The 14,591-nt window shown below is 55.7% G+C and carries 14 protein-coding genes; 9 read left to right on the top strand and 5 right to left on the bottom strand.

Translation table 11 applies throughout. The annotated features are described in order from the left end of the window. Window positions 1-97 precede the first annotated feature (97 nt). The 6 genes from CA54_RS05765 to CA54_RS05740 all read left to right on the top strand — a co-directional run bounded on the left by CA54_RS05765 (window position 98) and on the right by CA54_RS05740 (window position 7,582). Entirely contained in the window at window positions 98-1,426 is a 1,329-nt protein-coding gene (locus CA54_RS05765; RefSeq protein ID WP_146369876.1) for a nucleotide sugar dehydrogenase, read from the top strand. A gap of 308 nt (window positions 1,427-1,734) precedes the next feature. Next, the gene (locus CA54_RS05760) at window positions 1,735-3,426 is read left to right on the top strand and encodes a DUF1598 domain-containing protein (protein ID WP_197532224.1); all 1,692 of its coding nucleotides are present in this window, start codon (window positions 1,735-1,737) and stop codon (window positions 3,424-3,426) included. 637 nt (window positions 3,427-4,063) lie between these two features. After that, the gene (locus CA54_RS05755; protein ID WP_145423453.1) at window positions 4,064-4,381 is read left to right on the top strand and encodes a tetratricopeptide repeat protein; all 318 of its coding nucleotides are present in this window, start codon (window positions 4,064-4,066) and stop codon (window positions 4,379-4,381) included. A 9-nt stretch (window positions 4,382-4,390) separates the two neighbouring features. After that, window positions 4,391-6,019 (top strand): class I tRNA ligase family protein, encoded by a 1,629-nt coding sequence (locus CA54_RS05750; RefSeq protein ID WP_146369874.1) that lies wholly within the window; start codon window positions 4,391-4,393, stop codon window positions 6,017-6,019. A 77-nt stretch (window positions 6,020-6,096) separates the two neighbouring features. Then, window positions 6,097-6,471 (top strand): hypothetical protein, encoded by a 375-nt coding sequence (locus CA54_RS05745; RefSeq protein WP_146369873.1) that lies wholly within the window; start codon window positions 6,097-6,099, stop codon window positions 6,469-6,471. A 355-nt stretch (window positions 6,472-6,826) separates the two neighbouring features. Further along, window positions 6,827-7,582: a hypothetical protein gene (locus CA54_RS05740; RefSeq protein ID WP_146369872.1), complete on the top strand. Its 756-nt coding sequence runs from the start codon at window positions 6,827-6,829 to the stop codon at window positions 7,580-7,582. A gap of 104 nt (window positions 7,583-7,686) precedes the next feature. Here the strand turns inward: CA54_RS05740 and CA54_RS05735 are convergent, their stop codons facing one another. The 5 genes from CA54_RS05735 to pyrF all read right to left on the bottom strand — a co-directional run bounded on the left by CA54_RS05735 (window position 7,687) and on the right by pyrF (window position 12,672). Continuing rightward, entirely contained in the window at window positions 7,687-8,412 is a 726-nt protein-coding gene (locus tag CA54_RS05735; protein WP_146369871.1) for a hypothetical protein, read from the bottom strand. A gap of 1 nt (window position 8,413) precedes the next feature. Beyond that, the gene (locus CA54_RS05730) at window positions 8,414-9,778 is read right to left on the bottom strand and encodes a hypothetical protein (protein ID WP_197532223.1); all 1,365 of its coding nucleotides are present in this window, start codon (window positions 9,776-9,778) and stop codon (window positions 8,414-8,416) included. Between the two features lie 99 nt (window positions 9,779-9,877). Continuing rightward, window positions 9,878-10,837 carry a GDSL-type esterase/lipase family protein gene (locus CA54_RS05725; RefSeq protein ID WP_146369870.1) on the bottom strand — a complete coding sequence of 320 codons (960 nt, stop codon included), beginning with the start codon at window positions 10,835-10,837 and terminating at the stop codon, window positions 9,878-9,880. 112 nt (window positions 10,838-10,949) lie between these two features. After that, window positions 10,950-11,246 (bottom strand): hypothetical protein, encoded by a 297-nt coding sequence (locus CA54_RS05720; protein WP_231962977.1) that lies wholly within the window; start codon window positions 11,244-11,246, stop codon window positions 10,950-10,952. 481 nt (window positions 11,247-11,727) lie between these two features. Continuing rightward, complete coding sequence (gene pyrF, locus CA54_RS05715) at window positions 11,728-12,672, bottom strand: orotidine-5'-phosphate decarboxylase (RefSeq protein ID WP_146369868.1); 945 nt, start codon at window positions 12,670-12,672, stop codon at window positions 11,728-11,730. A gap of 311 nt (window positions 12,673-12,983) precedes the next feature. Here pyrF and CA54_RS05710 point away from each other — a divergent pair, with 311 nt between their 5' ends. The 3 genes from CA54_RS05710 (at window position 12,984) to rplM (ending at window position 14,526) form a co-directional block, all read left to right on the top strand. Continuing rightward, window positions 12,984-13,169 carry a hypothetical protein gene (locus tag CA54_RS05710; RefSeq protein ID WP_146369867.1) on the top strand — a complete coding sequence of 62 codons (186 nt, stop codon included), beginning with the start codon at window positions 12,984-12,986 and terminating at the stop codon, window positions 13,167-13,169. A 103-nt stretch (window positions 13,170-13,272) separates the two neighbouring features. After that, window positions 13,273-13,623, top strand: a complete 351-nt coding sequence (locus CA54_RS05705) for a DUF3467 domain-containing protein (RefSeq protein WP_146369866.1) — start codon at window positions 13,273-13,275, stop codon at window positions 13,621-13,623. A gap of 450 nt (window positions 13,624-14,073) precedes the next feature. After that, window positions 14,074-14,526 carry a 50S ribosomal protein L13 gene (gene rplM, locus CA54_RS05700; RefSeq protein WP_146372286.1) on the top strand — a complete coding sequence of 151 codons (453 nt, stop codon included), beginning with the start codon at window positions 14,074-14,076 and terminating at the stop codon, window positions 14,524-14,526. Window positions 14,527-14,591 lie beyond the last annotated feature (65 nt).

Here is a 14,591-nt window from a genome sequence, read left to right as displayed (position 1 = left end):
CGGCCGATCGCAGGCAAACCCTCGAACACAGACCATTCCAGCTCAACCGGCGCCAGAACCCCAGCCGGCCTTAGCGATGCAGACTATTGGAGATTTGATGACCAGCAGCACCCCAGCGCGGATCAGCATTTTTGGACTCGGTTATGTCGGGTGTGTCTCAGCCACGAATTTAGCAGCTGCGGGCAACACCGTGATCGGTGTCGAGTTGGTGCCGGAAAAAGTGGATGCGATCAACTCCGGCAGCGTACCGTTGTTTGAACCCGGCTTGGCGGAGTTGGCCGCCTTGCAGGTTGAAGAAAAACGTCTCAGCGCGACCGCCGACACGACGGCGGGAATTTTGGCGACCGATATTTCGTTCGTCTGCGTTGGCACGCCCAGTTTGCCGAGCGAGAAAATTGACCTCTCCGCCATCGAAGCGGTCTGCCGTGATATTGGAAAAGCCATCGCGCAAAAAGAGACGCGGCACGTGGTGATCATCCGCTCAACTGTTCTGCCCGGCACTTGTGATCGCTGTGTTGAAGTCATCGCCGAAGCCAGCGGCAAAAGTTGTCCTGAAGATTTCGCCGTGGTGAGCAATCCCGAATTTTTGCGAGAAGGAACGGCGCTGAAGGATTACGAACATCCCCCCTTTACAGTTGTCGGCGCATCGCGTCCCGAAGACGCACAAATCGTGGGCGACCTGTATGCCCACATCGACGCGCCGCTGTTCCTCACCGATCTGCGCACAGCCGAGACGATCAAATACGCCTGCAACTTGTTCCACGCCACAAAGGTCTGTTTCGCCAACGAGATTGGCCGCATCTGCAAATCACTGGAAGTCGACAGCCATGCGGTGATGGAGATCTTTTGCGCAGACGACAAATTGAACCTCTCGCCGTATTACCTAAAACCGGGTTATGCGTTCGGCGGTTCCTGTTTGCCCAAAGACCTACGAGCCATCATGGCGCTCTCCCGCGAACATCATGTCGCGCTGCCGATGTTGGAGCGGATTCTGGAATCGAATCGTCAACAAGTCGAGTTGGCGATCAAAACGGTGCTTGCCACCGGCAAACAAAAAATTGGCATGTTGGGATTCAGCTTCAAACCCGATACCGACGACCTCCGCGAAAGCCCGCACGTTGCCTTGGCTGAAGCGTTGATTGGTCGCGGTAAAAAGGTGATGATTTTTGATCCCCATATCCAGACATCACGGCTGATGGGATCGAACCGTAAATTTATTGATGAGAAGATCAGCCATGTTTCGGAACTGATGGTCGGCAGCCTCGATGAGGTGATCGAGAGCAGCGAATGCATCGTCATCGGGAATAAAGACGCCCATTACGAAGGCATTTTAGATCGTGTCCGCGAGGATCAGATCGTGATCGATTTGGTGCGGATCGATAAGGAGCGGACCTCTGCGGACGGTTACCACGGTCTTTCCTGGTAATCCCGAACTCTCCGGTTTGCTGCGAAATACGCCGGATTGTGCTTGACCGGTCGATTTCAAAGTGCGAAGCTCACATTCGTTGGTAAAAGCGTTTCTCCTTTATCACCGAAAGGCGGGCCATGAGCGATCGCATGCACCGTGCGCGCACAGCGCAGCAACCCCGGACGTCGAGCGGATCTTTCCCTCGACTCGACACCCAAGCTTCGTATGCGCGGAAATCGCGTAGACGCAACCGCGGCTCCTTGATCGCGGCGTGCACGTTGACGTTGGTGTTCGTTGTCACATCGATTGGAATCGCATCACGCTGGATGAACCGCCCGACGACAGTTACTGCCACGGGAAACCCCACGGCGGCTGCAGCAGTTCCAATAATTGTTCCAGCGGATGTGCAAACTCCGCAACCGGCGGACCTTCCCGCAGTCACACCTGTTGCGATTGCGAGTCCGGATGCTGAGGCCGAAGAAACTCCCACCGCTGTGGCCGCCGTCGCCCCGGCCTATCAACCGGTCTTCCCTGATTTGGTCGCACCGGTGGCAGCAGCAACAGCGGCTCCGCCCGTTGCGACGCGAGAGTACGGACCACCGGCACCACCCGCCGGGGGATCGGGAGCGGATTTTGATTCGCTGATCGATTTGATCACCACCACAGTCGAGCCGGATGGCTGGGAAGACGTCGGCGGCCCCGGCACAGTTTCCTCCTTCGAGACCGGCGTCCGCGCTGATCCGCACGGACAATTCGACCAAATAGCCCGCGTGGATCACGACCCCAGTTTGCAAAACTTGGCTGCGCAATCCGCGCCGGCCGCCGCACCTGTGGAAGTCACTGGTGGAAGTTCATTGCGGATCGTCTCATTGCCGAGACTGGAACGCATTGTCGCCCGCTATCGCGAAGCCGACGCGCCGCTGCCGGACGATGTGCGGTACTTGGCCGGTTTGACGGCTGTGCAGTATGTCTTTGTTTATCCCGAACAGGGCGACGTGATGATCGCCGGCCCCGCTGAATTGTGGCAACTGGACGACGAAGGCCGCGCGCTGGGCGTCGATTCCGGACGGCCGGTGTTACAACTCGATGATCTGGTCACACTGCTCCGCGTCTTTGCTCCGTCGGGAAATGGTAGTTTCGGCTGTTCGATCAATCCCCGCGAAGCGAACCTGAAACAGTTGAAACAATTCGTCGAAACCTCACAGGCGAACGGTCCGTTGCGCCCCGGTGCGCGGAATGGTTGGCTCCGCGAATTGCGCGATCACATGGGCCTGCAGGATGTGCAAATCTACGGCGTGCCCCGCGCGTCTCACGTCGCGCAAGTGATCTTCGACGCCGATTACCGCATGAAATTGATCGGCATCGGCAAACTAGATGGCGGGCCGAACGTCCCCAGCATCTTCTCGCTGTTGCGCCGCAACGATGATATTCAAGGCGTTCCCCTGGCGGCGCTCCGTTGGTGGCTGACGATGAAATACGAAGCCGTGCTGCACAGCCCGCAGCGCGACGCATTCGAAATCCGTGGTTCGTCCGTCTTGGTCCAGTCCGAAAACCAATTCGTGACCGCACAGGGCCGGCGGATCCAGACCGGCAAAGCGGAACCAATCAACCGCGAATTCGCTGAGAACTTTACGAAGCACTACGCCGAGATCGCCGAGCAATACAAGGTCTTCACTGAATTGAAAAACCTATTCGATATGGCGATGGCGGCTGCGATTTGCCAACGCGACGGTCTGTATGAATCCGTCGGCTGGGACATGGGCAGCTTCGCCCCCGACGGAGCGCATCAGGTCGCACAGGTCGAGACACCGACTGAAATCGAATCGGTCATCAACCATCGAGTCTACGGCGGCCGCGACATCGTCGTGCAAGTTGCCGGCGGGGTCGTTGGCAATGTGCGGAAGGTCGTCAACGATCGGTCACGACAAGTCGAATCGGTGGACTTGGTCCGCCCCCGTGAATTGGCCACGCTCGACGCAGCCGACTCCCAGCACTGGTGGTGGGACGCCACCCCCTAGGTTCCTTCCCACACCGTAGGGTGCGTCGCGACGCACCTTTCTCGCATAGGACGGCAGATTCCCCCAACGAAAAACGTTGGTGACCGACAACTGTTGTGTGAAAACCCTCACCCCGGCCCTCTCCCAGAGGGAGAGGGAGGTGCTTTTCGGGGGCTTTGTTATGTATTCAGTCGTCCTCAATGCGTGTGAGAACAATAATCGGTGTGCCGTAGGCACAAGACGCAGCAATTTCCGCTCGCCCTGCCACCGAGACTCTGCTCATTTATGAGTGCGGAAATTGCGGCCTCCTGCGGGCTGCGTCCGCCCCGAATTTTTACATAGAACAACAGATCACTCCAACGAAAAACGTTGGTGTCCGACAACTGTTATGCGAAAACCCTCACCCCGGCCCTCTCCCAGAGGGAGAGGGAGGTTGTTATTGGGGGTGTTGTTACGTTCTGAGTCGTCCACAATACGTTTCATGCGGCCACAATTGTTGACCTTCAAGTGAAGAATTTGACAGGCAAATTCTTGGCATCCGGATTGCGCGGGTCGCTAGCGGTAGGAAAACGGGCCGTTCTCCCTATAATACATCGCAATAACATCTCCCTGCGGATTGCCTCCATCCGCGCACTTAACGCATAGCGACGAGGAAATTATGGCTACCCCGGACGAAATGTACGACGAAGCGACCGCTCTTAAAGAAGCAGGCGACCTGGAAGGCGCCGTTGCCAAGCTGGAAGAAATCCTGAAAGAGGACGAAGGGCACCTGTTGGCACACTCCGCCTTGGCAGTCCATTTGCAGCGGTTGGGCCGCAATGATGAATCCATCGCGCACGCCCTGAAGGTTGTGGAGTTGGATCCCAAAGATTCGTTTAACTACACGCAGTTGTCAGTCATTTATCAGCGGTGCGGCAAGATTCAAGAGGCCGAAGATGCCATGGCCCGCGCCCATCAACTCCAAGCCGGCGGATGATGAACGCGCATGCCCGACCGATCGCGGTTTTACGTCACAACGCCGATCTATTACGTCAATGATCGGCCGCACTTGGGCCACGTCTATACGACGATGGTCGCCGACGTCGTCGCGCGGTATCACCGGCTGATTGGTGACGAGACTTTCTTTCTCACCGGCGTCGACGAACATGCGGCCAAGGTCTCGGAGAAAGCGGCCGAGATGGGGATGACCCCGCAAGCCTGGGCCGATCAAAACGCGGCCGCCTTTCGCGAAGTCTTTGAGCGGTTGGAAATCACCAATAACGATTTCGTCCGCACCAGTTCCGAGCATCACAAGGCGGCCGTCTCGCGCTATGTGCAAGCGCTGCTCGATTCGGGCGACGTCTACCAAGGGGACTACGTCGGCTGGTACGACGCAGGCCAAGAAGAATATGTCCCCGACAACAAGGCGCTGCAAAACGACTACAAGTCCGAGGTCAACGGCAAGCCGCTGATTCGCAAGTCGGAAAAGAATTATTTCTTTAAGCTCGAATCTTATCGCGAACCGCTCCTAGCGTTCTACGCACAGCGCGACGCGGACGGTGTGCCGTTCGTGCAACCCGATGCCCGCCGGAACGAAATCGTCAACCGCATCAAAGAGATGGATGACGTTCCCATCAGCCGCAGCGGTTCGGGCGGTTGGGGCATTCCCGTCCCCGGCGAAGCAGAGCAAACGATCTACGTCTGGATTGATGCGCTGTTCAATTACCTCACGTTTGTCGATACCGATGCCGACAGCCCCATGGGGGACCGCCGCAAATTCTGGCAAGCCGGAGCGGTGCATTTCATCGCCAAGGACATCCTCTGGTTTCACGCAGCCATTTGGCCGGCACTGCTGTTGGCGCTGCAAAAATGTCCTGGATTCGAATGGGTCAACCTGCCGCGACAGGTCTACTCCCACAGCTATTGGGTCAGCGACTCGGGCCAGAAGATGAGCAAATCGCTCGGCAACTTTCTCGACCCCGCAGCCATCGATAATTACGTCGAAACATTCGGCCTGGATGCCTTGCGTTATTTCCTGAGTACCCGCGGACCGTTGGGCGTTTCCGACAGCGCGTTCAGTCCTGAGTTGTTTATTGAAGTCTACAACAGCGATCTAGCCAATACCTTCGGCAACAGTTGCTCGCGGGTCGCCAACATGATTGGCAAGTATTTCGACGGACAACTCCCCGCACCACTGCCTGCCGACGATCCAGCGTACCTGCCACTCAAGCAATCCGACTGGGCCGGCGAATACATGCGGCATTTTGAAGTCCTGGACCTGACCCGCGCCGGTGACGCTGCCCTGCAACCGGTGCGCGACGTCGACAGCTTCATCGAACAAACACAGCCCTTCCGCATGGCCAAAGACGAAACACAACGACCGGCCGTCGGCACGGTACTCTATCAATGCACCGAAGCCCTGCGCATCGCCTCGGTCTTATTGTGGCCCTTTCTCCCGGATGCGTGCGAAATCTTCTGGCAGCGCATCGGCTGCGGGGCGTATGCTGACATGCTAGCCGACAACGGTAGCGGCCATTGGGAACAACTCACCACCTGGGGCCAATTGCAACCAGGCACGCCAATCGAAAAAGGGGCGGCGCTATTTCCACGGTATGATGCGGAGCGTGCGGGTTGAGAGTGCGATTGGCGCATCGTTGGTTAGGTTAATTGGTTGAGAATCAATTCCTCCCATTTGTTGGAAAACTTTCTTCGATGCAACGAATTATTCGCTTCTGGCGAAATGTTGGGATTTTGGGCGGGCTCGTTACGACTTTGATTAGTTCGCTAATCGTCATAACAATGTGGGGCGAAATCCAAACTGGTGGTTGGGTTTACACCTTACCAGTCCTTTTAGGGGCCGTTTTGCTCGGTTTCTTGATCCGGAATTTTCTGTTCGAACATTTCCCAATGTCAGGGAGTGTGTTGCACGTGAACTCAATTTTGATCGCTGTGCTCGCATCAATTTCGGCCGAATTCGCAGATTTGGATGCCCTTTGGTTACGTCTCACTTTTTATGCCGTCGTGGGATGCCACCTGAGCAGCTTGTTCTTCTTAATGTCCGATGAGCGCCTCGTCGCTGTTCGGTGAATCACATGCACTTTCCCACCCCAAGACCAAACAGCCACCGACCTTGCGGTGATCATCAGTCTGGTGCCGGATATGCCGCTGGACTGGGGGAATTCGGGACGGTTGATTCAAAAAATCCTTGCGTGTGCTAAGCGTATTTGTTCCAATTGATATGGAAAGTCGCTATGGACCGGGGCGGATTGCGTGGGCAATGCTCCAGGGTCGGCAACTTCAGGGCAGCACGGATGCTTCGAATACCATCAACTTCACGAGTGGTATCCACAAGACACAACGCCGTTTTGCGTCAATTTTTTCAGTGAGGCCTGAGACGCTCGCTTGCGGCTCAATTTCGGACACCTTGATCAGGAACACTTTGATGAATCCCATTCGACACAAAAAATCTTCGTTCATGTTAGCCGCCATCGCTGTGATTGCCTTCGGAACCTATGCGACCGGGCAAGTCCGTGTTGATGGGGAGCGCGGCGTTGGGGGAGCTTCCACCATCCATAACCACTTCAACTACGGCCACCATTACTATGGCGGGGGGTATGGCTTGGGCTATGGCGGGTACGGTGGATATGGGGGAATGACCGCCGGCGGTTCGACCGGTTATGGGATCGGCCAAGCGGCACAGGGACTCGGCCAAGCCCGGCTCGATACCGCTCAATCAGCGCAGATCTACGCTAAAACGGCCCATCAGTCCATGCAAAACCACAACTATGCGGTCAACAGCTACTACGCCAACAAGGATGTCCACGATAAGTACATGAAGGAACACGAAGGACCGCAAATCACTCAGGAAGAGATTGATAAGCTCGCCAAAGACGCCCAACCAGGACGTCTGGATCCAGCACAGTACAACCCGTCCAACAGCTTGATCCATTGGCCGCCGCTGTTGAGGGACAAAGCCTTCACCAAGTCGCGGAACAAAATCGATCACCTGTTCGATGAGCGCACTCCGGGAAATTCGGGTGTCGATTCCGACAGCTATGGCGAAATCCAAAACGCTTGCAAAGAAATGCATGCGACATTGCGGGGCATGATCAAATCCTTGCAACCGATGACCTACGTCGCCGCCGAGCACTTCATCAAAAGCTTGGCCTACGAAGCGGAATTCCCCCCCAAGAAATAATCGGGTGATTCTGTCGGCATGTAAACAAGAGCGTTCGCGGGGAAATCCGCGAACGCTCTTTTTGTTTCTTTGTTGTTTGCACGTCACTCACACCGCGGCCCCGGTTATTCATCCATGCGGTTTCGTTGGCGTTTTTTTATCAAAACCCGATCGATGCTCCATACACTGGCGAGTAAAGTGCACGTGAAAATGCAAACGAACAGGAAGTCTGTTATTTTTATAAACAAATTACGCTTATTGCCTCCAAGCAAATCCACTATGACACCGCCTCCTAATCCTCCGATTGCGGCAGTGCACCAATAAACAGATTCTGGCAGGACATGAGATTCTCGCCATATCGCATTTCGGTGTTCGGTCTCCTCTTTGGACTGTTGTTCGATCATATCAGCCCTTTCAGGTGTTAGCGCTGAATCCAGTAACTGCCATTGTCGGAAAACAGAGAACCCAATGACTACTAACATCCATATGGTGCAACCGAGAGTAATCGCGGAATCTAATGGGTTTGGCGCCCTATTTGCGAATCCCAAATGGATCATGTACGCAACAGGTCCAACGGCGACAATGAGCGTCAGGAAACTCCAGAGATATGTCGAAACGATCGACGAAATCGACAGTGGGAGTTTTTCTGCGACGATGAGTTGGTAGCTACTATTGTCTTCATCGTGCGCGTCTGCTCCGCCAAGATAGAGGCATCGTGCCCGGCGCAAAGGGAGCAGCGGGACATACAGCACGGTTAGCCATTGCGTAACGACAACATGATTATCCGGTTCCGGTTCGATACCGTAAAAACGCAAACCACACCCATGACTCGACTGGCTGTGCAGCACCATCTCATTCCACCCCCAACAACTTCCGCACCGCCCCCATCAATACCCCCTCCACCTCCGGGGCCGTGTTCGACGCCCGTGGGCTGGTTTCGTAACCCCCTTGGCCGTAAGCCTCCTCGGTGCCGATGTAGCCGGGCGAGTAATCGCCGTAGGCCGCCATGGCGACGAACAAGTCCGGCCGTAGTTTGGCGGCGTTGAGTTGATACTCGACAAACAGTTCGCCCGGCATGTGCAGCACGCGGGCTTTGCCGAGGGTCAGGCAGGCAATGTCGATCGTTGCTCCGGCGCGGGTCCGCTGTAGCATCGAGAGGTCGTGGGCGGCGGCCACGCGCGCAGCAGGCTTTGCCGATTCATCAGTGACGGTGGCTCGCAATTTCTCTTCGTCCAAGTGATCAGCTAGCGGCAATGAGACCGGGACCGTCTCCCAACCGAAAGTTTCGTCCGTGACGGGAAATTTTTCCGTCGCTTCAAAGGCACGCTGCATACCGGTGGCGAGTCGTCCCGCCAAACGCAAGCGGTTGTCGTGCGCGCCGTCGTTGTATTTGCCCGCTCCGATATTCCCACCCGCGCCATTGAAATGAATGTGCGGAACCTCCAGTGCGTCTTCGCGTAGAATCCGCGCCATACCGGGGAAATCGGTGTCGGCCGCTCCGGTGCGATAATAGCTTTGCGGATGCGTCGCATAATATGTGATCACGGACAGCAATTGATCGCCGTTATAAAAGCTGATCGATTTCAAAAGCGGATCGATGGTCCCATCGGGAAAGGCGCGGATTTTCGGATCCTTCGTAGCTGTGAACCGCATGTGCTTCACCTTGCCATCGGGTCCCAAAATCCGCCGATTGGAAGCGACCTTCTCCACCTTGGCTTGTCCCAGTCCGATGTGCGTCACCGGTTGGGCTTTGTCGACAGCTGCTTTTGCCGCCGCTGCGGTTTTTTGCATGACTTCGCGAGCAAAGGCGACGTCGAACATCTTGCCGGAGAGTCCCTGCTCAGCCAGAATCTCTTCGGTGCCCCAATCCAAACGTGGCGCATCATGTTGATGCAACGCATGCACGGTGACCCGCTCAGTCGTCGTGCCGACGGCGCGAGCGATCGCTTCGCGAAAGCGTGTGTTCCCTTCGCCCCCAATCCCAATCCAATCCACGGCGACCACCACGACCGGTTTTTCATCGGTGACAAACACCATCCCCTTCAGCCACAACGAATTCCCCGCCCGTTCCATGGGATTGTACGCCAAGGGAGCACCGATCGGCGGCGTAACATCGACCGTAAACGGCGCGACTTTGAGCGGCGTGTCGTCGGCCAATGAGGGGACCGCGGAGAAGGCGAGCAGCATGACGAGAATTAAAAATCGGGGGTACATCATCAATCGTAACCTCAGTTTTATCGAATAGCATGTGAACAACTTCTCCCCTCTCCCCCTAGGAGAGGGGTCGGGGGTGAGGGCTTTCGCACAGCGTGCTTTTTACGGTGTCGTCCGGATCTTTTTACCATACAGCCGCGTCAACGCCGTGGCGACACATGCGGCCATATACCGATTCCCTCGCGCATTGGGATGCAATCCATCATCGCTCAAATGCCGTGCCGCGTCGAGCCATAGACCGGGCGGTGCGTAGGGGCTCCATAGCACAAGGTTGCGAATCGCGCCGTCGGAGACCAACTCCAGATCGTTCTCCCGAGTGAACTCGCGTTCCAGGCCGCCGAACGGATCGATGATAAATCCACGCGGGACTTCCATCACGATCACTACCGCACCGATGTCGTGACAGGCATCGACGATTTTTTGCAGGTTCGCTTTCGTGGCTGCCCGCGTTTTGCCTTTGAGGAAATCGTGGCCGCCCAGTTCGATAACAACAATCTGCGGATTCGCCGCGATCAAATCGGGCAAGGCCTTCAAGGCATCGCTGGTGGTGATACCGTCGGTTCCTTGATTGATCACCGGAATGGTGAGCAACTTAGCCAATTCGTCGGGATAGCCAAACGAGGTGAGACTATCTCCAACGCAGACAACCGGACGCTCGCCCTGCAAGTGTGCCATCTCGCTACTCCGTGCGGACGTCCACCACATCCACGATAATGCCAGCCAGGCCCCCCAGAGGGCGATCATGCTGACGGCAATGCCCACGCGGTTGCTCGCGACAGGCGGCTGTTTTCGGGAATCAGCGCCGCGCCAAATCCCCACAGCCAACATCACGCTGGCCAACAAATAAATGGCCGACGGCCAGTCCACGTTTTTAACCAGCACAATGCTCGCGCATACCAGTAACGGAAGCCAACCCGGACGGCCACTCGCGATCAACACGGTCGAGTACAGCAACCACCCCGCAATCATCCAAGGCACAGCAGCGGGAAACGTGATCAGCGAGGCAATCACACCAGCGGCAATCGCCACGATCCAACCCAACCGCTTAGTCGATGTGGTCATGTGAGTCCGCCGCAGGTCGTCGTTTTACCATGGAAATTCTTGTGCGACGTTGTTACGAGATTTGTTTCGCTAGTCTCGCATTACGCGCATCGGGCAGCGTGACAGATCGATTCTAGCGATCAATGAACGACATAATCTGTTGGATAAATGCAGGGACTGTCGGTTCAGGACCGCTTCCGTAATTACTATGCGTTGAGTCTGACCATTCACATAACACGGTTTGCTCAGAATCGTCAAATGACATCCCCTTTTCCAAGGTGAAATACCTCGCCTCGACATTATCCAATTCTGTAGGAGTCTCCTCAGTCGTATCCAATAATGCGACTAATGCCACGAAATACGCTTCGGTCACGTCGACCGGCGGGGGCATTTGGATGACTGCACAGGGGTACTTCCCTGCTCGTCCCAAGTGAACTTCCAATTCATTGACACTAAAGTCCGGCTTACCGTGCTCTTGACATGTTTCGCACGTCGCGTCATAAGCGAATTGCAAAAACTCCTGAGACCGCTCTGACGCGAGAGTGCTTAAACACGCCAAAGGATTTTCTAAAGCGATAGTGCGAAACACTACGTGGGCGAAGGCATAATGATGATCACGTGGACTTGAGCTGCTAGGTTGAGGAGGAGGCGCTTCAGGCTGCTTACGCTTGCCGAAATTAAATAGTGACATGGTAGGAGATCGCTTTCTACCTTGTACCGTATTGCATCCTGCGACGGCTTGATGGGAAGAGACAAGCACGACTGTGGTTCGTTGTCCATGAGATGGACTGACAGGAATTACGCCGTTGAACGATGATTCGAGTATCCTCGCTGCGGTGACCTTTCGCAAGGCTAGGAGTAACCACAGTTGTTAGGCATTCTCTTCGTAGTTGTCAGCAAAATGTGTCCGATCAGCCGCCCAGCGCCCCTGCCGGCGTGTGTTCCGCTAAGTCAGCGATCATGTCCCGTGTTGCCGCTTCGACGGCGGACTCCCATTGCTCTGGGGCGAATTGGTCTTTGTACTTCGCGTTGTTGTAGGCAAAGATAATGCCGCGGCTGCTGTTGACGATGGCGCCGAGTCCGTCCGCGTCGAAGGCGGCGGCAATGTCTTGGGCGGTCCCGCCTTGGCTGCCGTAACCGGGGATGAGGAAATGCGTATGCGGCATCGCGGCCCGCAGCTCTGCCAACTCTTGGGGATAGGTGGCTCCCACAACGGCGCCGACGGCGCCATAGGTTTGCTCACCGCGCGTCTCTTGTGCCAATTGTTCAACCGCCGCTGCCACGTGGCGATAGTGCGTTTGTCCGTCGGCGATTAAGTCCTGGAATCCAGCAGCGCCGGGATTGCTAGTGCGGACCAACACATACAATCCCGCTTCGCGTTGAACAGCCACATCGACAAACGGCTGCAGCGTGTCGGGACCGAGATACGGATTGACCGTCAGCGAATCGGCCGACCAGGGAGCGGCGTTGCGGTCCGAGCCGGCAAGATAGCCGCGGGCATAGGCTTCGGCCGTACTGCCGATGTCGCCCCGCTTTGCGTCGCAAATGACTATCAGCCCTGCTTCTCGCGCGCGGCGAATGACTGACGCGAGCACGAGTGAACCGCTCGGCCCCAATTCTTCGAAAAACGCAGCTTGCGGTTTTACCGCCGGGACCAGGGGGGCAACAATGTCGATGATCTGAAAACAAAACCGTTCATACGCCGTGGCTGTCGCATCGGAATAATGCGAGTGCCCGCTCTTCGCAGACTCCATCAACCCCGGCGGCAATTGTTCCTTGCGGGGGTCCAAACCGACAACCACCGGGGCCCGTTTGGCGATAATGGCCGAGTTGAGTCGTTCGATATAGGAGGCCATGGCTGATTGTCGTCCTTGTGCTGAAACCAGTTTCAAAACCCGCTCGGGCGTGTTCTGGGAACTTACAGATCCATGTCAGCGGGATGCGTCAGTGGTTTTTTTAAACTGTTTTGTCGTGGGTACGTCCGTTTTTAAGGCCAAATCGCCGCAGATTCTCCCCTGTCCCGGCTGCGATGGGGGTAGCGCTACGCGGCACGAAGTCCGGAGTGGGAAATTGGGCGAAGAAAAAGGCGGAGGCCGTGAAATTGCCCGGATTTCTGTCGGAATTGCGGCTAGGGGCATTGTGTTGTTTTGCGGGGCAGAGATAAAGTATGGCGAGACGAGAATATGGAATTCCGCTGGAGAAATTGAAAATCACCTTAGCGTCGATTTTGCGGTTTGCCCGCGACTTCGCTGCTGTGAATGGCAACCTTGTGGATTCTCCTGTCTATTTACTTACCGCGCCGCACATTACCTTGGCTTGTTTCCAACCCATTTCAAAGCCCGATTACGCCTGATTTCGAGGTGAGACTTCGTTATTCTCCGCGTGATGCGTTCGAGGGTTTTAAAACGATCAGTAAGTAACGCGCTATCCCCTAAACATCCCCTGAGGAGTCAGACATGGCCAAAGACCAATCCGCCAGCGCCCCAGCGAATCCGACAGATGCTAAAGGCCAGCCGGCGCCGCAAATCAGCTTCGATTCCGAACGAATCGCCGCACTATACAGCAATTTCGCCCGAGTGACTGGGTCGCCGGAAGAGTTGATCATCGATTTCGGTTTAAATCCGCAGCCTTTCGGCGGACAGACCGAAGCGGTCCCGATTTCGCAAAGGATCGTGATGAATTACTACACGGCCAAACGGTTCCTGGGAGCCTTGCAGATGGCGGTGCAACGGCACGAACAGGCCTTCGGCGTGCTGGAAACCGACGTGAACAAGCGAGTCGTGTCCGGCGGTGCCCCAAAGAAATAGTGGGCTGCGGGTAACCAGTTTCGCTCCGCCTCTGGGAGTCGGGCAATTCCCACGGGGACCGCGCCAGGGGTAGCTCTGAGGGATTGATTCGTCGGGAACCGGGGAATTTTGGCTCCTCAACGTTGAATCAAGTGTCGAAAGTCGCTAATCTTGCACGTTTCCGTGCCAGTCACTAATGTGCTGCGCGGAAAGGCGTTGAGGCGGCTTTCGATTCTCAACGGCTGGCAAGCGGCCCAGTTGCTGTTCTTTTTGACGCAGCTGTAGCACTTGCCCAGCGTGTTAACCTATTGTGAATACGGGGGTTATGTTTAATCCCCGCTCCGTGTCCTGTCGGCGTCGAGAATCCGTTTCACGCGTCGACAACCGGACTTTATTAGTGTCACTCGCACCGTGTTTTTTGGATGGCGGTGCAAATTGTTGTTGGGAAGTAGACACGTGGCAAAGACCTACATGGCAAAAGATATCGACGTGCAGCAAGATTGGCACGTCGTTGATGCGGACAATCAAGTCGTCGGGCGTTTGGCGTCCAAATTGGCAACGATTTTGATGGGCAAACACAAGCCGACGTACACTCCGCACGTCGATTGCGGCGATTATGTCGTGGTTGTGAACGCCGAAAAGGTCCGTTTTTCGGGTCAATCCATCGCACATGAAACCCATCCGTACTTTACGGATAAAATGCTGAATAAAGAGTACGACCGCTACTCAGGTTATCCCGGTGGTCGCCGCGTGACAACGGCAGCCAAGTTGCTGGAAACCAAACCGGAATTTATTCTTCGCGAAGCGGTTCGACGCATGCTGCCCAAATCAAAATTGGGTCGTGGTATGCTGGACAAACTCAAATTGTATGTGGGTGAAAGTCACCCGCATCAAGCCCAAGACCCACAGCCTTTGGACCTGTAGGTTTTGCTCGTTGTTTAAAGTTTGAATCTTTCAATTCTCAATAAACGATTAGACTGTTATGGCAG

The sequence above is a fragment of the Symmachiella macrocystis genome (assembly GCF_007860075.1).
GTDB classification, from domain to species: Bacteria; Planctomycetota; Planctomycetia; order Planctomycetales; family Planctomycetaceae; genus Symmachiella; species Symmachiella macrocystis.
This window is presented reverse-complemented; position numbering and strand designations above follow the sequence as displayed.

What these genes read in the sequence shown, in the direction of transcription:
- CA54_RS05725 (WP_146369870.1), bottom strand. Translation starts at nt 10,837, where the DNA reads ATGACCACATCGACTAAGCGGTTGGGTTGGATCGTGGCGATTGCCGCT.
- CA54_RS05730 (WP_197532223.1), bottom strand. Translation starts at nt 9,778, where the DNA reads ATGATGTACCCCCGATTTTTAATTCTCGTCATGCTGCTCGCCTTCTCC.
- CA54_RS05765 (WP_146369876.1), top strand. Translation starts at nt 98, where the DNA reads ATGACCAGCAGCACCCCAGCGCGGATCAGCATTTTTGGACTCGGTTAT.
- rplM (WP_146372286.1), top strand. Translation starts at nt 14,074, where the DNA reads ATGGCAAAAGATATCGACGTGCAGCAAGATTGGCACGTCGTTGATGCG.
- CA54_RS05710 (WP_146369867.1), top strand. Translation starts at nt 12,984, where the DNA reads ATGGCGAGACGAGAATATGGAATTCCGCTGGAGAAATTGAAAATCACC.
- CA54_RS05760 (WP_197532224.1), top strand. Translation starts at nt 1,735, where the DNA reads ATGAACCGCCCGACGACAGTTACTGCCACGGGAAACCCCACGGCGGCT.
- CA54_RS05745 (WP_146369873.1), top strand. Translation starts at nt 6,097, where the DNA reads ATGCAACGAATTATTCGCTTCTGGCGAAATGTTGGGATTTTGGGCGGG.
- CA54_RS05740 (WP_146369872.1), top strand. Translation starts at nt 6,827, where the DNA reads ATGAATCCCATTCGACACAAAAAATCTTCGTTCATGTTAGCCGCCATC.
- CA54_RS05705 (WP_146369866.1), top strand. Translation starts at nt 13,273, where the DNA reads ATGGCCAAAGACCAATCCGCCAGCGCCCCAGCGAATCCGACAGATGCT.
- CA54_RS05755 (WP_145423453.1), top strand. Translation starts at nt 4,064, where the DNA reads ATGGCTACCCCGGACGAAATGTACGACGAAGCGACCGCTCTTAAAGAA.
- pyrF (WP_146369868.1), bottom strand. Translation starts at nt 12,672, where the DNA reads ATGGCCTCCTATATCGAACGACTCAACTCGGCCATTATCGCCAAACGG.
- CA54_RS05750 (WP_146369874.1), top strand. Translation starts at nt 4,391, where the DNA reads ATGCCCGACCGATCGCGGTTTTACGTCACAACGCCGATCTATTACGTC.
- CA54_RS05735 (WP_146369871.1), bottom strand. Translation starts at nt 8,412, where the DNA reads ATGGTGCTGCACAGCCAGTCGAGTCATGGGTGTGGTTTGCGTTTTTAC.